Origin of the sequence: Streptomyces sp. CA2R106, assembly GCF_037034245.1 — a bacterium.
GTDB lineage: Bacteria > Actinomycetota > Actinomycetes > Streptomycetales > Streptomycetaceae > Actinacidiphila.
In genome coordinates this window covers 52,072-71,294 of sequence record NZ_JBAGKC010000003.1, presented here as the reverse complement: position 1 = coordinate 71,294, position 19,223 = coordinate 52,072, and the positions used below count along the sequence as shown (strand labels likewise).

Sequence of the window (19,223 nt, the reverse complement as noted above, 5' to 3'; positions counted from 1 at the left end):
CGCACCGCCCGGAACCGGTAACGTCCTGCACACGCCGCCGGTGCCGGCCGGACCCGTCCGCGCACCCGGCACCGACCCGGCCGCCCCGCGACCCGCGCGCGATCCGCGAACCGGGGCGCACCACCAGGCATGATCACGCCGTACCGGGGAAGGCGAGGCGACGCACCAGGCCGTCCCCGGGCAGTGCCCAGTCCCACGAACGGAACGACACCACAGTGACGAGCGAGCAGCCAGCCGCGCCCTCTACCGCCCCGACCCCCCGCGACGCGCCCCGCGGCGCGCCGTGCTGGGCCCACCTGACCGCGCGCGACCTCCAGGCCGCCGAGAAGTTCTACGGCAGCGTGCTCGGGTGGGAGTTCCGCAACACCACCCTCGGCGACCACTTCGCGTTCGCGCTCGGCGACGGCCGCCCCGTCGCGGGCATCGGCGCCCTCGCCGCGGACCTCCAGGTCGCCGTCGGCTGGACGCCGTTCTTCTCCGTCCCCCAGGTGGACGAAGCCGCCGCCCGCATCCGCGAGCGCAGCGCCACGGTCGCGCTCGGCCCGGTCGCCTTCGCCGCCGGCCGCGCCCTGGTCGCCGCCGACCGCGACGGCGCCGTCTTCGGCGTGTGGGACGGCAAGCTGCCCGCCGGCTGGGAGACCTGGCACGACCAGGGCCCGGTGGTGCTGCGGCTGCGCACCCGCGACGCCTTCGAGGCCGCGATCTTCTACGGCGGCGTCCTCCAGTGGGCCGACGGCAGCCCGGACGGCTGCACCGTGGACTACGAACACGAGGAGGTCGTGGTGCGCAGCGGCGAGGCCGTCGTGGCCCGGCTCGGCTCCGGCGCCGTCGAGGCCGACCCCGACCCCACGCTGCGGCCGCACTGGGACGTGCAGTTCCCGGTGCCCGACACCGAAGCCTGCGTGGCCGCCGCCCGGGGCCTGGGCGGCCAGCTGGTCGGCCAGGGCACCACCCACGCGGGCAGCTACGCGGAACTGCGCGACCCCGACGGGGGCCTGTTCACGGTGATCAGCCCGCGCCGCCGGGCCTGACGTCCCCACCGCCGGCGCCCGGCGCGGGCCGCCCGGCGGCCTCGGTGTCGGTGTCGGTGTCAGTTTCGGGGTCGGCGGCAGTTTCGGTGTCGGTGTCAGTTTCGGTGTCGGGCGCGGCGGCGGCCAGGGAGGCCAGCAGCCGCATCTTCTCGTCGCTCTCGCTGTCCTTGTCGGGGTAGTAGACGACGAGGATCACGTCCTCGACCGGGAGCTTGTCGCGGTGCAGGCGCATCTCGCCCACGACCGGGTGCACCACGGTGGTGGTGCCGCCGTTCAGCTCGCGGACGTCGTGCCGGGCCCAGAGCGTACGGAAGCGCTGGCTGGACAGCGCCAGCTCGCCGACGACCTCCACGAACCGGGGGTTGTCGGTGTCGTCGCCGATGGTGGTGCGCAGCGCGGCGATGAACCCGGCCGCCGCCTGCGCCCAGTCGCGGTGGAACGCCTGCTCCTCGGGGTCCAGGAAGAGCGAGCGCAGCCGGTTCTCGCCCGGCCGCAGCCGCGGTGACAGCGCCAGTGCCATGGAGTTGGACGCCAGCACGTCGAAGGCGCGGCCCTCCACGAACGCCGGGACCGTCAGGTGCGCCAGCAGGTGGTGCAGCCGCGCGGGCACCTGCTCCGGCCGCCTGCGCCGCGGCGCCCGCGGCCGGGCGGCGGCCAGCCCCAGCAGATAGGCCCGCTCCACGTCGTCCAGGCGCAGCACGCGCGCCAGCGACTCCAGGACCTGCACCGAGGGGTTCTTGTCCCGGCCGCGCTCCAGCCGCAGGTAGTAGTCCGCGCTGATCCCCGCGAGCAGGGCCACCTCCTCGCGCCGCAGCCCCGGCACCCGCCGAGTCCCGCCCGGCGGCAGCCCGGCCTGCGCCGGGGTGACCAGTTCGCGCCGGGCCCGCAGATAGCTGCCCAGCCGGTTGTCGGACGCGACGTCCTTCATCCCGCCACCTCTTCTCCCGGTCCGGTTCTCCCGGTCATACCGCCACCGTAATGCGGACGGCGGCCCCCAGAGGGGGCCCTGCCAGGACCCCGGATGTGCGGGGCTCTGCCAGGCCCGGCCCGCCCGGCCGAGACTTGCGGTGTCGCCGTCGCCGAACGACGGCGACCATGGCAGAAGGGGCGCCGCGGGTTTGACCGCCGCCAGCGCCCCGGGATTCGAAGGGACATCTCATGGAACTCGCCCACCGCACCGTCCTCGTCGTCGGGGGCACGTCCGGCATCGGCCGGGAGCTGGCCCGGCGGTTCGCCGCCACGGGCAGCACCGTGGCCGTCGCCGGGCGCAACGCGGACGCCCTGGCCGAGCTGGCCGCCGAGGGCTTCAGCACCTTCGAGGCCGACGTCACCGACGACGCGTCCGTCACGGCCGTCCGGGACGCCGTCCTGGCCCTTCACCCGGACCTGGACACGGTGATCACCATGTCCGGCGTCATGCTGCTGGAGGACCTGCGCGACCCGGCGCACTTCGAGGCGGCCCGGACGACGGTCGACACCAACCTGCTGGGCACAATCCGGGTCGTCGACGCCTTCACCCCGCACCTGGTCGGGCGCGGCGCCGGCACCTTCATCACGGTCAGCTCCGGGATCGCCTTCCTGCCCTTCCCGCCGATGCCGACCTACGCCGCCTCGAAGGCCGCGGTGCACGCCTACTCCGAGGCGCTGCGGGTCCAGCTCGCGGGCACCGGCGTCGGCGTCGTGGAACTCGTCCCGCCGGCCGTGGCCACCGCGGGCCAGGAGCAGGTGAACCCGCACGCGCTGCCGCTGGACGGCTTCGCCACCGAGGTCATGGGGCTGCTCGCCCAGGAGCCCACCCCGGACGAGATCCTGGTGGAGAAGGTCCTCATGCACCGCTGGGCCGAGCGGGACGGCACGTACGACGGGCTGGTCGCACAGCGCGCCCAGGCCCTGTCGATGCTCCCGGGCCGGCAGGGGACCGGTCAGTAGATCATCCGCAGGACGACCGTGGCCAGCTCGTCCAGGGCGCCCTCGCGCTGCCGCGCGGGCAGGTCGGTGATCTCGGAGATCCGGTGGTCGCGGACGACGGCCACCATGCGGGCGAGCGCGGCGGCGTCGACGCCCTCGGGCGCGAGGCCGGCCGCGCGGTCGCGGCGGATCTTGTCGGCGAGCCCGTCGACGAACCGCTGCTTGGTGCGGCCGACGAACTCCTCCAGCGGCTGGTAGCCCACCGCGAAGCCGCCCGGCATGGCGCAGGCCAGCACCTTGCTGTTCTCCTGCCACATCTCCGCCACCCGCCGCAGCTGGTCGCGCAGTTCGGCCGGGCTCGGCCCGCTGCTGGCGAACCACCCGTGGGTCTGGCCGAAGCGCTCCCAGACCTGCTCCATCAGCGCGGCGAGCACCGCCTGCTTGGTCGGGAAGTAGAAGTAGAAGCTCGTCCGGGAGATCCCGGCGGCCGCGGCGATGTCGTCGATGGTGATGTCGGCCATCGAGCGCTCGGTGACCAGGCGCCGGGTCGCGTCGAGAATCCGCTCCTCGCGCAGCGCGCCCTTCGTCGGCCCGCCGCGGCGCCGGACCGGGCTGCCGGTGGTGTCTGCTGCCATGCCGCCAGCCTACGGCCTCGCGCGGAATATCCACGGGCGTCGGCAATAATCGACATGTGTCGAGTCGGCTCGCTATGGTGGGTGCATGCCTCATGAACGAACCTCGACCGAGGTCGCAGGAGTGGTCTCGGCGCGCCTTGTCGTGGTGACCATGGCGGCGGCGGTCTTCCTCCTTTCCATGATCCAGACGCTCGTGGTCCCGGTGCTGCCGGAGATCGGCACCCAGCTGGGCGCCTCGGCCACCGCCGTCGGCTGGGTCACCACCTCGACGATGCTCACCGCCTCCGCCGTGACCCCCCTGCTCGGCCGGATCGGCGACGTCTTCGGCCACCGGCGGGTCATCCTCGCCGCGCTGGTCGTCACGCTGGCTGGCAGCGTGCTGGCCGCGGTCACCCACAGCATCGGGCTGCTGATCCTCGGGCGGGTCCTCCAGGGCGCCAGCTTCGGCCTCTTCCCGCTGGCGATCAGCGTGCTGCGCCAGTCGCTGCCCCGGGAGAAGCTCACCGGCGCGATGGCGATCACCGCCTCCGCGCTCGGCGTCGGCAGCGGTATCGCGCTGGTCGCGACCGGCCTGCTCACCCAGGGCGACGCCGACTACCGGCGGATCTTCTGGCTGTGCGTCGGCATGACCCTGGTCGTCCTGGCGCTGGCCGCCGTCGCGATCCCGCGCCACCCCGGCCAGGGCGGGCGCGTGGACTACCGCGGCGCGGCGGTCCTCGGCGTCGGCCTGGTCTGCCTGCTGCTGCCGCTCTCCCAGGGCCACACCTGGGGCTGGGGCTCGCCGAAGGTCATCGGGCTGTTCGCCGCCGCCGTGGTGGTCCTGGTCGGCTTCGTCGCGCTCCAGCGGCGCACCCGCGAACCCCTGGTCACCTTCGACCTGCTGGTCCGCCGCCCGGTGCTCGCCACCAACATCGCCGCGCTGTGCATAGGCTTCGCGATGTTCAGCGTCTTCCTCGGCGTCACCTACTTCGTCGAGACCCCCGACGCGGTCGCCGGATACGGCTTCCACGCGTCGGTGCTGCGCACCAGCGTGCTGTTCATGCTCCCCGGCGCCGTCGTCTCGATGTTCACCGGCCCGCTCGCCGGGCGGCTTGTCTCCCGGATCGGGCCGCGCCTGGTGCTGCTGCTCGCCTGCGTCATCGGCCTGGTCGGCATGGTGCTGCTCGCCGCGCTGCACGCCACCACCGCCGAGATGATCATCGGCGTCGTCATCTGCAACGCCGCCATCGCCATCGCCTACGCCGCGATGCCCGCGCTGCTGGTGATGAACATCGGCGCCCACGAGACCGGCGTCGCCAACTCCATCAACTCGATCATGCGGACCGTTGGCGGCGCCATCGGCAGCGCGCTCGTCGTCACGATCCTGGCCAGCCAGGTCGCCACGCACCGCCTGCCGTCCGGTCCGGTCACGCTCCCGACCGAGAGCGCCTTCGTCCTGACCTTCGGCCTCGGCGGGCTGTTCTTCCTCGTGGCCGCGCTGATGGCGCTCTTCGGCGTCCCCCGGGCCGCCGCCGGCGGCGGCACCCTCACCGCCGCGGAGATCCGCGAGGACGAGGCGCTCGGCCTCGCGGGGGAGTTCGCGACCTCCTCGATCGACCTGAGCGAGCCGCCGCCGGCGCCCAGCCGGTCCTGACGCCCGCGCGCCCCGCCGCCCGTCCCGCCCCCACCCGGGCGGGACGGGCGGGCGCCGGCGCCGGGATGCGCGGGCCGCGGGCGGAGCCAGGGCCTGGCGGTACCTGGCTACGGGAGCCGCGGGGGCGGAGACTGGCGGCATGGACCGACACGAACTTGCCGCCTTCCTGCGGAGCAGGCGGGAGCGGATCAGCCCGGCCGAGGTGGGGCTGCCGTCGGGGACCCGGCGGCGCACCCCCGGGCTGCGCCGCGAGGAGGTGGCGCAGCTGGCGTTCATCTCCACGGAGTACTACACGCGCCTGGAGCAGGCCCGCGGCCCGCGCCCCTCGCGCGAGGTGCTGGCCGGCCTGGTCCGCGCCCTGCGGCTGACCGACGCCGAACGCGACCACCTCCACCACCTGGCCGGCGCCCCGCCCATCCCCTCGGCCGGGCCGCCGCGCGCGGTCCGGCAGAGCATCCTGGACCTGCTGCGGCGGCTGCCGCAGGCCGCGGCGATCGTGACGTCCGCGACCACCGAGGTGCTGGCCTGGAACGACCTCGCGGCCGCGCTCATGGAGGACTTCTCCGCCGTGGCGCCGCGCGACCGCAACCTCGCGCGGCGCGCCTTCCTCGGGCCGGGGGGCCTGGGGCAGCGGCTGTACGGCGTCTCGGACGCCGAGGAGTTCGCGCGCAACACGGCGCAGCGGCTGCGCGCCACCGCCGCACGCTACCCCGACGCCCCCGAGATCTCCGGGCTGGTCGGCGAACTCCTCGCCGGGAGCGAGGAGTTCCGGCAGCTGTGGGACGCCCACGACGTCGCCGTCGAACCCACGCTGCGCAAGACCTTCCAGCACCCGCTGGTCGGGCCGGTCACCGTCAACTGCGACGTCCTCGACATCGCCGACCGCGACCAGCAGCTGGTGATCTACACCGCCGAGCCGGGCTCCTCCGCCGAGGAGGCGCTGCGCCTGCTGGCGGTCGTCGGCACCCAGCGCATGGACGCGCCCCGCTGACCCCTTCCGCCGCCTTACGGTTTCGGCGGTCGCACCGGAAGCCGCAGCACCTACCCCGCGCGCAGGCAGAAGGGGTGCCCGGCCGGGCTGGCGTACACACGGGAGCCGGTGGCCGGCTCGTCCGGCGCCGGGTGCGGCGGCCGCAGCCGGCGCGCCCCGGCGTCGACCGCCCGCCGGTCGGCCGCCGGCAGGTCGTCGACCGCGAGGTCGACGTGGACCTGCTGCGAGCGGCCGTCGGGCCACTGCGGCGGCAGATGGCCCGGCGCCGACTGGACGACGAGCACCGGCAGCCCCTCGGCCCGCAGGAAGTGGTGGGTGGGGGTGCGCATGAGGGTGCCGCCGAGCAGTCGGTGCCAGAAGGCGCTCTCCGGCTCGGGGTCGGCGGCTTCCAGGAGCACCGCGGCCAGGGTGAACTTCATTCGGGTGGCCTGCTTTCGCTGGATGTGACGCGTTCGGGGACAGGCAGGGGATTCAGACCGCGGGCACGATGCCGCCGTCGACCCGGAACTGCGCGCCGGTCAGCCACTTGGCGCGGGGGGAGGCGAGGAAGGCGATCATCTCGGCGACGTCCTCGGGCTCGCCGGGGCGGCCCATGGGCACGCCGAGGTGGTCCACGATCTGCTGCCGCATCTCGGCCAGGCCGACGCCCTGGTCCTCGGCGAGCTGCCGCAGGTGCGCGTCCGCGCCCTCGGTGACCACGAACCCGGGCAGCACGCACACCACGCGGACGCCGTCCTTGCCCACGGCGGTGGCCAGTTCGCGGCTGTAGGCGTTGAGGGCCGCCTTGGCCGCGGCGTACGAGGCGTCGGCCGGCTGCGGCAGGCGGCTCGCGATCGAGGAGACGTGCACGACCACGCCCGAGCCGCGCTCCACCATGCCCGGCACCAGAGCCCGGTCCAGGCGCACCGCGGCGAGCAGATTGACGTCCAGGTCGCGGCGCCAGAGCTCGTCGGAGCGCTCCAGGGTGGGCACCGCGCCGGTGGTCGCGCCCGCGTTGTCCACCAGCACGTCCACACCGCCGACGAGGTCGACCACCCGGCGGGCGAGGTCGGCGACGCCCTGCCCGGTCGCGAGGTCCGCGGGCAGGAAGGTCGCCGGGAAGTCCTGCGGGGGAGCAGTGCGCGAGGCGGTCAGCACCTGCGCGCCGGCCGCCGCGAAACGGCGGGCGGTGGCCGCCCCGATGCCGCGGCTCGCTCCGGTGACCAGCACCCGCAGGCCCGCAAGCTCGTTTTCGGACATGGTCATGTCTGCCGCTCCTTCGATAAGGTGAACCGGACTCCGGTAACTATAGTGAACCAGATTCACCTTATGGAGGCAGTGTTGCCAGCATCACGACCCCTGCGCGCCGACGCCCGGCGCAACCGGGACGCCCTGCTCGCCGCGGCGCGCGAGGCGTTCCTCGCCGGCAGCGGGGACGAAGACGCACACATCGAGGACATCGCCCGCAGCGCCGGGGTCGCGGTCGGCACCCTCTACCGGCACTTCGAGACCCGCGAGGCGCTGGTCGAGGAGGTCTACCGGCAGGAGGTCGCCGACCTGTGCGCCGCGCCCGACGCGCTCCTGGAGCGGTACACGGCGGACGAGGCCCTGCACCGCTTCCTGCTGCTGCTCGTGGAGCACGCGGCGGTCGGCAAGGGCATGGCCGGGGCGCTCGCCGGGATCATGGCGACGGACTCGCCGGTCTTCGACGACGCGCGCTCGCGGATGGCCGGCTGCCTCGACCACCTGCTCGCCGCGGGCGCCGCGCAGGGCACTGTACGGGCCGACGTCGACGGCCGGACGGTGCTGCGCGCGATGGGCGGCGTCTGCAACCTGCGGGCCACCGGCGCCTGGCGGGAGGACGCCGCGCGGATCACCGAGCTGCTCTACGACGGCCTGCGGTACCCCGCCGCCGCGCGCTGAGCAGGCCGGGACTACGCTCCGGCGCAAGGGCGTCATCTCGGTGCGCCGCCGGGGCTGTTGGGGGCGTGCACGCCGGAGCCGGGCCGCAGGGCGCGGAGTCGGCGGGTTCCCGGGCCGGGGCGGCCCGCCGTGGGGGAGGATGGCGCCGAACCGCGGCCGGTCGACGGCCGCGGCCAGCGCCGTACGGCCCCGCGCGGGCCGCCTGAGACCTTACGGAGACGACGCATGCCCACCTCACGGCCGCCGCGCGACACCGGTTCCGACGGCCCCGGGACGGACGGCGAAGACGACGCGCCGGTGGTACCCGTACGACGGGCGGTCGTGCTGCCCACCGCGCCCACCGCGCCCACCGGGTCCCCGCCGGCCGCGCCCGGGGCGACACCGCCGGGCGCGGGCTCGGGTGCCGGGTCGGGCGCCGGCTCGGGAACGGAGCCGCCCAGGGCGGCGCCGCCGCGGTCGGTGCCCGTGCGGACCGCGTCCAGCAGCGGCGCGCCCGCGGCGGCCGGGCCGGCGAAGGCGGGGGAGGCGGCCGGGGCGAGCGGGGCACGCGGCGCCGGCGGTGCGGCGGGTGCTGCGGGTGCTGCGGGCACCTCCGCGTCCGGCGGCACGCCGGGCACGGGTACGCCGGGCACGGCCGGGGCCAAAGCGGGCGGCGCGGCCGGACCGGGCGGCGCGCCGCCCAGGCAGCGGCGGTCGGCGGGGCGGTCGTTGCCGATCCTGGTCGCCGCGGGCGTCGTCGTGGCGCTCGCGGGCGCGTTGCAGTACGCCGTGACCTCCGCGCACCACGGCTCCGCGCCCACCGCCCAGGCCAGTGACGTCGCATCGGGCAACGACGCCGCCCCGCAGACGCTGCCGGTCGGCGCCCCCACCACCACCGCGCACAGCGCCAAGCCCTCCGCGCACGCCTCCGACAAGGCGTCCGCGCACCCCCACGCCACCGCGACCACGCCCGCCGGCGCCCCCGCGACGACCGCGCCGAAGGCCAAGGCCACCGCCAAGCCCAAGGCCACGGCGACGCCCACGGCGAAGAAGACGACGTCGGCCGCCGACCTGCGGGCACGGGCGAACGCCGCGTCCAGCGCGTCCCAGGTGCTGCTCTTCAATGTGACCACCGGCCTGTGCGCCGACGTCCCCGGCTACGGCAACGGCACCAGCGACGGCCCGGTCAACCAGTACGACTGCGACGGCACCTCCGGCGACAACCAGCTCTGGGACCTCCAGGTGGCGTACAAGACCGGCGGCCCGGGCGGCGCGAGCCTGTTCGTGATCGTGAACCACAAGGACGGGCTCTGCATGGACCTGCCCAACTACGGTGCCGAGCCGGCCGGCACGCAGATCGAGGAGTACCCCTGCAACCGGACGAAGAACGACAACCAGCTGTGGTGGCTGGACCCCCGCCCGGACGGCACCTACTGGATACGCGACTACGCCAGCGGCCTGTGCGTCGATGTGCCCGGCGTCGGCACCGGCCGCGAGGACGCCCGGCTGGAGCAGTACGGGTGCAGCACGAACACCAAGGACGACTTCCGCTGGCGCCTGAAGTGAGCGGCCCCCGCGGGCGTGCGGGGGCCCGGGCCCGCGGGCGCAGGAGCTGACGAACGGCCGCCCGCCCGGCGGCCGTTCCCGCCCACTCCCATCCCGCTCACTCCCAGCCGGCCGGTCCCGAGCAGCGCGCCGGCCAGCTGCGCACCCGGCCCTTGCTGCCGGACGGCACACCCTCGTCCAGCGCCTCGGCGAGCGCGCGCAGCGCGGCCCGGTCCAGCTCCGGCGCCGAACCGGAGGCGGGCCCCGACGCGTCCCGCAGCAGCACCACGTCCGAGCCGCGCACCTCGCGCACCCCGAGCACCCGGAAGGTGGTGCCCGGGGCGAAGAGCACCTCGTCCGCGCCTTCCCCCTCGCCGCCGCGGGAGCGCTCCAGGTGCACCCGCCGGCCGCTCTCCGACCAGATCGCGTACCGGGTCGTCTCCGACGGGCCCCGCAGGTTGACCGTCAGCGCGCTGACCGGGCCGGGCGCGCGCAACTGCCGGCCCGCGGCCGTCCGCTCCGGCGCCAGCGCGTCACCGCTGCGGAACACCGGCCCCTCGTACGGCCGCATGCGCCCCAGCCCCGACGCGAGGCAGGCGGCGTAGGGCAGCACGCCCCGGTCGCCCGCGCGCAGGGCGGCCGTCAGCGCCTGGTGGCCGAGCGGGCCGTCCGACGTGGTCAGGTAGAGGTGGACGGCCAGCACGTCCACGGGGTTCGGCGCCCACTCGGCCATCTCCCCGGTGAGCGCGGGGCCGAGCATCCGCTCGACCGCCTTCTCCTGCTTGCGCCAGACCTCCGGCGGCACCATCTCCCGGAAGGCGTCCCGCTCGGCCGCGGAACTGCGGTGCCCCAGCCCGATCGAGCGCACCGGCCGCGGCATCGACGGCGGTACGAAGGCGGGCGGCTTCGTACCGCGCGCCTTGGCCGCGGGGCCGTCGGCGCCGAGGACGTCCTGCCCCGGCAGCGGCGGCATCTCAGGTGCCGCGGCGGCCGCCGGGCGGGGCTCCGTCCGCTCCGGCACGGCGGTCGCCGGCTGGACCGGCGCCGCGGGTACGGGAGCGGGCGCCGGTATGGGAGCGGGCTGGGCCGGCGGCGCCGGCACTGCGGTGCGGGCCGCCTCGACGGCCGGCGCGGGCGCGGCGGTTCGCGGGCCGGGTGCCGCCGCGGCGGCCGGCGGCGGGGCGCCGAGCACGGGCGGGGGCGCGTCGTGCGGCGGGGCCGGTGCCTTGGGCGCCGCACCGCGCGCGGCGGCCGGCGGCAGGGACGTGCGGGCGACCGGCAGGCGCGGGGCCTGCTGCGGGGGCTTGGTCCGCAGCCGCTTGACGCCGAACTCCGTGAGCAGCCGGCTGAGTTCGCGGGCCTGCTCGGTGCCGCAGTCGCCGTACAGGTGGAGCACGGCGCGTTCGCGCACCTCGGGGCTGAGCGCGGCCAGGAGGGTGCGCAGGGCGGGCAGCGCCTCCGGGCCGATCGGCCGGCCCGGGGTGCCCATCTCGATCGCGGGCGCGTCGGCGTCCACCGGGCGCTCGGCGAGCGCGGGCGCGCTGCCGCTGACCCGGGTGACCCGCAGCCCGGCCCGGGTCACCGCGACCTGCCAGGAGTCCGACAGCCGCAGCACCCCGGTGCGCGCGGTGCCGATGCCCCGCAGCGGGGGCTGCCAGCGCAGCAGCAGGGGCGGCCGGGGCGGGCCGTCGCCGCGCGGTCGGCACACGACCGCCTCGACGAAGGGCCGCCACGCGGGCGTGCCGTCCCGCCCGATCAGCACGGTGCGCACCTGGTGGGTGTCGCCGTCGGGGGTCAGGTTGTCGGTCATCAGGGGCGCGCCGGTCAGCACCTCCACGTCGACGGCGAAGGTGTCGGCGGCCAGTTGCGCGGCCTGGAGCAGGTCGCTGTTGCCGCCCGGCGCGAGCCGCACCGCCGGGCGCAGCGGCGGCGGCAGCAGCGCCAGGGCGCCGACCACGTCATGGGCGGTCAGCTCCACCTCGTCGCCCGGCGCCCCCACCAGCACCACCGGCCGGTCCGGACCGACCGGCACCGCGAACGCCAGGTCGCCCGGCAGCGGCGGCGGCGCGTCCAGCGGGCGCACGGCCAGCCCGGCCGGAATCCGGTGCACCACGGTCTCGCCGGTCACGCTCCCGGCCAGCCGGTCCAGCTCCGCCTGCCAGGACGGCGCGGGCAACTGCCGCCCCATCGACCGCGGTTCGCTCCCGGGGGCGAACCGCCACCAGCCGCGGCCGGGGTCCGCGGCGCCCTCGCCGGGCTCGGCCGGGCGGCCCGGCACGAACAGCGACCCGCCCGGGACCAGCAGCGCCGCGCCGTCCGGCGCGATCACCCGTACACCCCACCGCTCGACGATCCGGCGCGCCACGGCCGGCCGGCCCCCGCGCGCCACCGCGGCGTACGACAGCACCAGCAGCACTTCGTGGAAGGAGCCGGGCCGCTGGCCGTCGAGCACCTCCTCCAGGCCCGTCCAGGCCCGGTCGCTCTCGGTGCCGACCACGATGGTGATCGTGGTGCCGTCCTGCACGGCCATGGCGTAGCCGAGTTCGGCCACCGACATCGGGTCGAGGGCGGGCTCGCCCGCGGTACGCACCACGTGGACGCCGTCGATCTCCTCGACATGGATGGCATCCGGGTCCACCGCGTCCGCCCCGCCTGCCGCGCCGGGACCGCTACCGGGTGCCGCGCCCGCCCCGGCCCGCTCTCCCCGGCCCTCGTCCGCCCCCCGGCCCGAGCGTGCGCCGATCCACCGTCTCACCAACCGTCACCGCATCCTGCTCGCCGACATGTACCCATTACCCGACCATCACGTGATTTCCGCACAGTAACGCAGCCGGGTGACATCCTGCCGCCACCCAGGCCACACCCGCCGCAACAGCCGGGTACCCCTCACCGTCACCGGTCACCCCCCGTCGGGTCCCTCGGCGGCGCCGGGCGGTCGGTCTCGCGCGTGCTTCAGCACCACGAACCCGGCCTCCGTCTGGAGGTGTTGGCGACGGGCGCTTTGCCGCGCCGGCCGGCGTCGTCCAGTGTGCCGTACGCGGTGCCGCCGGCGCGCATCCCGCCGAGCAGCGCGCCCGTGGGGGCGGGTCGCACCGGTCGGCCGGGCGGCAGCGCCGCCGTGACCGGCCGTGTTCCGTGCAAGCGTGCCATTCCTCCCCCTCACGCCTCGGCAGCGGGTGCACCGGGCCCGCAGCCGTCCCCCCGGTCCGGCGCTGTGCCCGTCGCGGGATGATCCTACCAACGCGGGCCCGGGCGGCTGCCGGACAACTGGCGCTGCGCGACCGGCCGTTGGCTGCGCCGGCACGCAGGCCCGCCGCTGGTCAGGCGGCGCTCGCCGGCATGCGGCGCCTCACGCGTCGGGAGCGGCGGCCGGCGGCGGCAGGTGGAGCCCGTGCGCGGCGGTGCCCAGCACCCGGCGCGCCACCTCGGCCTCGGACGCCGGCCCGAACACGGCGTCGTCCGCGGCCGTACGGGGCCGCGCCCGCCCGGCCGCCGCGCGCTCGGCTCCCGCAGTGACCAGGTCCATGGTGATCGCCGCCGCCGCGGCGACTCCCGCGGCCGCGGCCGCCGCGACGTTCGCGACCAGGTCGCTGACGTTGCCCGCCGCCCAGATCCCGGGCACACCGGTGAACCCGGCGGCGTCGACGGCGAGTTGGCGCCCCACGCCCATCGGGTGGTCCCGCAGCGCAAGGCCCAGGCCGTCCAGGAACGACGCCCGCGCCGCGAGGTAGGGCATGACCGCCAGATGGCGCACCGGCACCACCGGGCCCGAGGCGAGCCGCACCCCCGACAGGCGGTCCTCCCCGTCGATCCGCAGCCCCGCCACGGGGCCGTCGACCACCGCGACGCCGAGCCCGGCCAACTGCTCCCACTGCGCGTCGGACAGTTCGGTACCCGGGTCCCGGAACAGCGTGACGTCGTCCGACACCTGGCGGAACATCAGCGCCTGGTGGAAGGCGCCCAGCACGCCGATCGCGGTGTCGCGGACCTCCCAGCCGTGGCAGTACACGCAGTGGTGGACGTCACGGCCCCACCGCTCGGCCAGCCCCGGCACGTCCGGGAGTTCGTCGACCAGCCCGGTGGCCACCAGCAGCCGCCGCGCCCGCACCCGCGCGCCCTCGGCCCGGACGTCGAATCCGTCGCCGTCGCGCACGATCCGCGTCACCCGGCCCGCGACGACCCGGCCGCCGTACGAGGCGACCTCCGCGCGGCCGGTGCGCAGCAGCTCCAGCGGGGAGACCCCCTCGCGGCCGAGCAGGCCGTGCACGCCGGTCCGCTCGGCCGGGGCGTTGCGCGGCTCGCCGGAGTCGACCACCAGGACCGACCGGCGCACCCGGGCGAGGGTCAGTGCCGCCGACAGGCCGGCCGCGCCGCCGCCGACCACCACCACGTCCCAGCCGGTGCCGTCGACGCCGGCCACCTCTGCCATCCGTTCTTCGCTCATGCGCCCACCGTCCGCCCGCCGCGGCGCCAGGGGCAAAGGTGCGTGCCGAAACGGCAAAAAGGCGCCGAGGTGCCGCCCACCCCGCGCCCGTACGGACGCCGCCGGTGCCGGGCGCGCGGGTCAGGGCGCGGGCGGCGCCCCGAACCGGGCGAGGCAGTGCCAGACCTTCTTCAGGTCCTGCGGGTCGTGCTCGCCGCTCGCGGCCGCCGCCGCGATGACCGACGGGTCCAGCCGCCCGCCGACCGCGATCCGCGCGCCCAGCGCCACGAACCGCGGCCCCCGGAAGTCCGGGTGGCGCCGCAGCTCCGCCACCGTCAGCCGGAAGCCGGCGTGCCACTGAAGCGGGCACGGCAGCGCCCGGGCCAGCTCCTCCACCTCGGTGCCCCGGTAGCAGGAGTCCAGCACCAGCGCCTCGACGTCCCGCGCCAGCAGCACCGGGCCGTGCACGTGCGCCTCCACGTAGTCGTCGAGGGCGTCCCGGCGGTCCGCCGCGGCCAGCGCCACCAGCGCCATCCGCTCCGCGACCCCGAAGTCCGCGGGGTCGGTGGAGCTGTCGGGGTAGCAGAACGTGGCGCGCGCCAGGGCGCTTGCGGACAGCCGGAAGTGCGCCGAGCCGAAGCGCGGTGCGCCGCCGGTGGTGCGCCCGCGGAAGTCCAGCGCGCCGTACACCGGCCGCTGTTCGTTCGGCGCCTCGTCGTACGCCCCGCCGAAGATCCGGCTCTCCCAGTGCCAGCGGTCACCGCCCGGGTACGCGGTGAGGCCGCCGTTGCCGGTGCCCGTGGCGAACTGCGAGCGGTAGACCCCGTCGGCGGCCAGCCCGGACAGGATGTGCCGGCCCTGGTGCACCCGGTCCGGGTGGAAGTTGAGCGTCACCCGCAGCCGCGGGTCGACCGGGCCGCCCGCCGAGCGCGCCGCGACGTGCCGCAGGGCCCGCTGCGCGGGCAGGTACGGCGGGTGGCTGGTCGTCATGCCGGTAGTGTGCCGGGGCGGTGCGGGCCGGACGCAACCGGATTCGCCGCCCGCGCCCACCGGCGGGAGCGCCCCCGCCAGGGGTGCGGCAACCCTCGGCGGCCTGCTCCAGCGGCAGTTCGAGGTCGAGGGCGCGGCCCGGGCCGCACCGGCCGCGGACCGCGGCCGGGCCGCAGCCCGTCCGCCCCCGCCGCACCGCCGCGACCGTTCGCGCCCGGCCGTACGCCGCGGGAAACCAGGTGCGCGCGGCGGGCGGCTTCGCCAGACTCGCGGCCATGCCTGCGAAGATCACCCGCCTCAACCCCGACCGGCTCCACCCGACCCCCGGCTACCACCACGTCACCGTGGCCGAAGCCGGCCGCACCGCCTACCTCGCCGGGCAGTGCCCGCTCGCCCCCGACGGCTCACTGGTCGGCGCCGGCTCCCTGGACGCCCAGGTCGACCAGGTCGCCGCCAACGCGCTGACCGCGCTCGCGGCCGTCGGCGCCCGGCCCCAGGACGTCGTCCGGTCCGTCGTCTACGTGTGCGCCGAACAGGCCGACGCCCTCGGCGCCGCCTGGCGGCGCCTGACCGCTTCCGCGCTCGGCCCGGCCTTCACCACCGCGAGCACCCTCCTCGGCGTCACCCGCCTCGGCTTCGCCGGACAACTGGTTGAGGTCGACCTGACCGCCGCGCTCCCCTGACCCCTGGGTGCCCCCGGCACGGCCCGGGCGCGCTCCTGGTGGGAGCGCGCCCGGGGGATTGGAGGAGGGGAAGGGCTACTTCGCGAAGGTGAGGGCGAAGAGGTGGACCGTGCCGGACGCGGAGGTGACCGGCAGGGTGACGGAGGCGACGGTCTTGGCGGCGTCTATGGGGACCTTGACCGAGAAGACATACGCCTTCACGGTGTCCTTGCCGCCGCTGCCGGTGTCGCGGTAGTCGGTGGTGACAGCGGTGGTGTCGCCGGCGACCGGCTTGGTGCCGCCGCCGTTGAGGGTCCAGTCGGAGAAGGCGACCGACGCCTTCGTGGTGCTGCCGTCGGTGTAGGTGACCGTCAGGTCGCCGGGTACGCCGCTGCCGTCGGTGGGGGCGTTGGCGGCCGCGCCGAGCAGCCCGAGGTAGGCGCCCTGCGTGCCGGCCGGCTCCGGCAGGGTCTGGCCGGCTACCTCCAGGTTGTCCGGCTGCCCTGAGGTGATGGTCGGCCAGGTGTAGTCGAGCCCGTCGGCGCTGACCGTCGAGCCGCTGGTCACCCCGTTCGCGGCGAGCGCGTCCTGCGAGTACGCCCAGCCGCCGTCGTCGAACCCGCCGGAGAAGTGCGTGCCGTCGGGGTAGACGCCCTCGTTCGTCTCGTAGGGCCACAGCTCCCCGGGCGCCGCGACCGACACCCGCAGGGACGCGCTCGTCAGGGCCGCGCCGCTGCCGTGGTCGGTCACCGCGAACGCCACGGCGTAGGTGCCTTCCTTGTCACCCGCGCTCACCGCGACCTTCGCCTGCGCGCTGCCGCCCGCCGGCACCGTGACGGTGCCCGAGGACGCGCCGAGAGTGACCCCCGAGGGCGCGGAGGCACTCCAGTCGGCGGTGACCGCCTTGTCGCCGAGGTTGGTCAGCTGGAGGGTGGCGTCACCCGACCCGCCCGGCGCGACGATCAGCCCGTCGCTGCTCGGCCCGGTCGCCGCCAGCACCCGGCCGCCGCCGGTGGTGTCGGACGGCGGGACGTCGGCGGCCGCCGCGCCCCAGGAGGTGTTCGCCTTGGTGCCCAGCGTGTAGTCCAGGGTGCCGGCCTGCGCGAACTGCCCGAAGGTCAGCCACGACTTCTGCCACGCCTTGCCCTTGACGTCCAGCGACTGCACGTACGGCGCGTCGGTCGCGGCCTGGGGCGCGTCGATCGTGACCTGCCGGCCGCCGACGGTGACCTTCGCGACGGGGAAGACCGGGCTGCCCAGCACCAGCGTGTCGGTGCCCGGCGCCTCCGGGTACATCCCCAGCGACGACCACACGTACCAGGAGCTCATCGCGCCCAGGTCGTCGTTGCCGAACGACCCGACCGGCGCGTTGAAGTAGAGGTCCTGCTGCGCGGTGCGCACGGCCGCCTGCGTCTTCCACGGCTGGCCCAGGTAGTTGTACTCCCAGGGGATCTCCAGGCTCGGCTCGTTGCTCAGATCGGCGTTGGTGCCCGACGGGTTCGCGATGTCGCTGAGCAGGCTGTCCAGGTACGACCCGTACGCCGCGGTGCCGCCGCGCGCGGTGGCCAGCTGCTCGATGTTGAACGGCACCATCGGGGTGTACTGCGCCGAGGTGCCCTCCACGAACCCGTTCGAGGTGCCCGGGGTGAAGCCGCCGGCGAACTGCCCGTCGGAGTTCTTCGCCTGGAGGTAGCCGGTCTGCGGGTTGAAGACGTTCATCCAGTCCTGCGCCCGGGTGGCGAACTTCGTGTAGTCCGCGGTCTTGCCCAGCGACTTGGCGAACGACGCGAGCGCGTAGTCCGCGCTGTCGTACTCCAGTTGGGTCGAGACCGGTCCGTAGAAGTTGCAGCAGGAGTACGTGCCGTCCAGCGGCAGGTAGCCCTTCGCGTCGCGCACCGCCTCGCCGGGGCGGTCCTGGTTGGGCACGGTCGCCTCGTGCTCCATCGCCGACAGCGCGTGCGCGGTGTCGAAGTTGCGCACCCCGAAGGCGTAGGCGTCGGCGATGATTGCGGTGCCCGGGTCGCCGACCATGACGTAGCTCTCGCCGTTGTTCGACGCCCACTTGGGCAGCAGACCGGTCTGGTCGTAGCCGTTGAGCATCGAGGTGACGATGTCACCGGTCTGCTGGGGGGCGACCATCGCCATCAGCTGCGTCTGGGAGCGGTAGGTGTCCCAGCCGGAGTAGTTGGCGTACTGCGCCTGCTGGCCCTTGGCGAGGGTGTGGACCTGGTCGTCCATGCCCATGTACTGGCCGTTGTCGTCGGAGAAGACGTTCGGGTGCAGCAGCGCGTGGTAGAGCGCGGTGTAGAACTGCACCTGCTGGTCGTGGGTGCCGCCGCCGATCCGCACCTTGTCCAGGACCTTGTTCCACGCGGTGTGGTTGGCCTGCCGCATGGCGTCGAAGTTCCAGCCCTTGACCTCGGATTTGAGGTTGGAGGCGGCGTTGTCGTCGCTGGTGTAGGAGATGCCGACGGCCGCGGTCACGGTGGCGGCGCGCGCGGTGTCGAAAGTGAGGTACATGCCGTTGGCGCCGGTCACGGGGGCGTCCGCGGCGGAGGCGGCGCCCTTGGTCGACGCCGTGCCCTTCGCGGCGGACGAGGAGGCGGAGCTGCCGCTGGGGTGGACCTTGGGCGCGGTGGTGCCCGGCACCGTGAAGTGCTGCTCGTGCAGCGGCGTGTTCGCGTGGGTGGCGAGCTTCTGCTCCGGCCGCCCCTCGCTCAGCTTCGTGGCGTCGGCGTTGATGGTGCTGCCCACCCAGGTGCCGCTGGCGGTGAACGGGTGGTCGAAGGTGATGTCGAAGTGCAGCGTGTAGCGGTTGGCGGCGCCGCAGAAGTGGCCGCTGTCGACCGACCCGCTCACCTCGTGGTCGCTGACCACCTTCACCCGGGTGCCGTCCACCTGCGAGGCGCCGCTGCTCAGCTTCAGCAGCAGGTTCGACTGGGTCGAGCCGGCCGGGAAGGTGAAGCGGCCCAGACCCGCGCGCGTGGTGTCCGTCAGCTCGGTCTTGATCCCGCTCGCGTCGGTGACGCCGTAGTAGCCGACGCCGGTCTGCTCGTCGTCGTGGCTGAACTGCGCCGAGGTGTTCGACAGGTTGCCCGACAGGGCGCCGGTGACCGGCAGGATCGGTACGTCGCCGGCGACGTCGCAGCCGGGGCCGGAGACGTGCGTCAGGCTGTAGCCCGAGATCTTGCTGTCCTTGTACTCGTAGCCGCCGCCCTGCGTCCGGTCGGGCGTGGTGTCCGGGCTCCACTGCATCATGCCGAACGGCGTGTCCGGGCCGGGGAAGGTGTTGACCGCGCCCGAGGTGCCGATCAGCGGGTTGATCAACGCCGCCGGGTCCGCGACGAGTTGCGGACCGGACGCCGCCTGGGCGCCGGCCAGGGACTGGAACGGGAGCGCCGCGATGCCCAGGAGGGACACCACGGCGAGGCGATGACGGAATCTGCTGGTGAAACGGGGCCCGTCGGGGCGCCGTCGTCTGACCATCGGTTGCCTCCGCGATACGTGCGTCACACAGGGGTGTG

Annotated in this window: 15 protein-coding genes; 7 read left to right on the top strand and 8 right to left on the bottom strand. The window is 75.4% G+C overall.

Annotated elements, in window-relative coordinates:
- Positions 1-215: 215 nt before the first annotated feature.
- Complete coding sequence (locus WA788_RS05875; RefSeq protein WP_335972290.1) at positions 216-1,031, top strand: VOC family protein; 816 nt, start codon at positions 216-218, stop codon at positions 1,029-1,031.
- Here WA788_RS05875 and WA788_RS05870 read toward each other — a convergent pair.
- On the bottom strand, positions 1,009-1,959 hold the full coding sequence (locus WA788_RS05870) for a helix-turn-helix transcriptional regulator (protein WP_335972289.1): 951 nt from the start codon (positions 1,957-1,959) through the stop codon (positions 1,009-1,011). The genes WA788_RS05875 and WA788_RS05870 overlap by 23 nt on opposite strands.
- Before the next feature lie 230 nt (positions 1,960-2,189).
- Here WA788_RS05870 and WA788_RS05865 point away from each other — a divergent pair, with 230 nt between their 5' ends.
- Positions 2,190-2,960 carry an SDR family oxidoreductase gene (locus tag WA788_RS05865; protein WP_335972288.1) on the top strand — a complete coding sequence of 257 codons (771 nt, stop codon included), beginning with the start codon at positions 2,190-2,192 and terminating at the stop codon, positions 2,958-2,960.
- On the opposite strand, the gene WA788_RS05860 is transcribed toward WA788_RS05865, so the two are convergent.
- Positions 2,954-3,574: a TetR/AcrR family transcriptional regulator gene (locus WA788_RS05860; protein ID WP_335972287.1), complete on the bottom strand. Its 621-nt coding sequence runs from the start codon at positions 3,572-3,574 to the stop codon at positions 2,954-2,956. The two genes, WA788_RS05865 and WA788_RS05860, sit on opposite strands and share 7 nt — an antisense overlap.
- Before the next feature lie 85 nt (positions 3,575-3,659).
- On the opposite strand from WA788_RS05860, the gene WA788_RS05855 reads away from it, so the two are divergent.
- Both WA788_RS05855 and WA788_RS05850 read left to right on the top strand, forming a co-directional pair.
- Positions 3,660-5,207: an MFS transporter gene (locus WA788_RS05855; protein WP_335972286.1), complete on the top strand. Its 1,548-nt coding sequence runs from the start codon at positions 3,660-3,662 to the stop codon at positions 5,205-5,207.
- 139 nt (positions 5,208-5,346) lie between these two features.
- Complete coding sequence (locus tag WA788_RS05850; protein ID WP_335972285.1) at positions 5,347-6,198, top strand: helix-turn-helix transcriptional regulator; 852 nt, start codon at positions 5,347-5,349, stop codon at positions 6,196-6,198.
- Between the two features lie 50 nt (positions 6,199-6,248).
- Here WA788_RS05850 and WA788_RS05845 read toward each other — a convergent pair whose 3' ends face one another.
- Together WA788_RS05845 and WA788_RS05840 are read right to left on the bottom strand one after the other, a co-directional pair.
- Positions 6,249-6,617, bottom strand: a complete 369-nt coding sequence (locus WA788_RS05845) for a VOC family protein (RefSeq protein ID WP_335972284.1) — start codon at positions 6,615-6,617, stop codon at positions 6,249-6,251.
- Between the two features lie 52 nt (positions 6,618-6,669).
- Complete coding sequence (locus WA788_RS05840) at positions 6,670-7,443, bottom strand: oxidoreductase (RefSeq protein ID WP_335972283.1); 774 nt, start codon at positions 7,441-7,443, stop codon at positions 6,670-6,672.
- 75 nt (positions 7,444-7,518) lie between these two features.
- Between WA788_RS05840 and WA788_RS05835 the strand changes: the two genes are divergently transcribed.
- Both WA788_RS05835 and WA788_RS05830 read left to right on the top strand, forming a co-directional pair.
- On the top strand, positions 7,519-8,100 hold the full coding sequence (locus tag WA788_RS05835; RefSeq protein ID WP_335972282.1) for a TetR/AcrR family transcriptional regulator: 582 nt from the start codon (positions 7,519-7,521) through the stop codon (positions 8,098-8,100).
- Positions 8,101-8,325: 225 nt separating this feature from the next.
- The gene (locus WA788_RS05830) at positions 8,326-9,645 is read left to right on the top strand and encodes an RICIN domain-containing protein (protein WP_335972281.1); all 1,320 of its coding nucleotides are present in this window, start codon (positions 8,326-8,328) and stop codon (positions 9,643-9,645) included.
- Positions 9,646-9,742: 97 nt separating this feature from the next.
- On the opposite strand, the gene WA788_RS05825 is transcribed toward WA788_RS05830, so the two are convergent.
- The 3 genes from WA788_RS05825 to WA788_RS05815 all read right to left on the bottom strand — a co-directional run bounded on the left by WA788_RS05825 (position 9,743) and on the right by WA788_RS05815 (position 15,037).
- Complete coding sequence (locus WA788_RS05825) at positions 9,743-12,262, bottom strand: hypothetical protein (RefSeq protein ID WP_335972280.1); 2,520 nt, start codon at positions 12,260-12,262, stop codon at positions 9,743-9,745.
- Between the two features lie 711 nt (positions 12,263-12,973).
- Positions 12,974-14,068: an NAD(P)/FAD-dependent oxidoreductase gene (locus WA788_RS05820; RefSeq protein WP_335972279.1), complete on the bottom strand. Its 1,095-nt coding sequence runs from the start codon at positions 14,066-14,068 to the stop codon at positions 12,974-12,976.
- 120 nt (positions 14,069-14,188) lie between these two features.
- Complete coding sequence (locus WA788_RS05815; protein WP_335972278.1) at positions 14,189-15,037, bottom strand: DUF3626 domain-containing protein; 849 nt, start codon at positions 15,035-15,037, stop codon at positions 14,189-14,191.
- Between the two features lie 275 nt (positions 15,038-15,312).
- Between WA788_RS05815 and WA788_RS05810 the strand changes: the two genes are divergently transcribed.
- On the top strand, positions 15,313-15,720 hold the full coding sequence (locus WA788_RS05810) for a RidA family protein (RefSeq protein WP_335972277.1): 408 nt from the start codon (positions 15,313-15,315) through the stop codon (positions 15,718-15,720).
- A gap of 75 nt (positions 15,721-15,795) precedes the next feature.
- Here the strand turns inward: WA788_RS05810 and WA788_RS05805 are convergent, their stop codons facing one another.
- Positions 15,796-19,122 (bottom strand): lectin, encoded by a 3,327-nt coding sequence (locus WA788_RS05805; RefSeq protein WP_335972276.1) that lies wholly within the window; start codon positions 19,120-19,122, stop codon positions 15,796-15,798.
- Between the last annotated feature and the right edge of the window lie 101 nt (positions 19,123-19,223).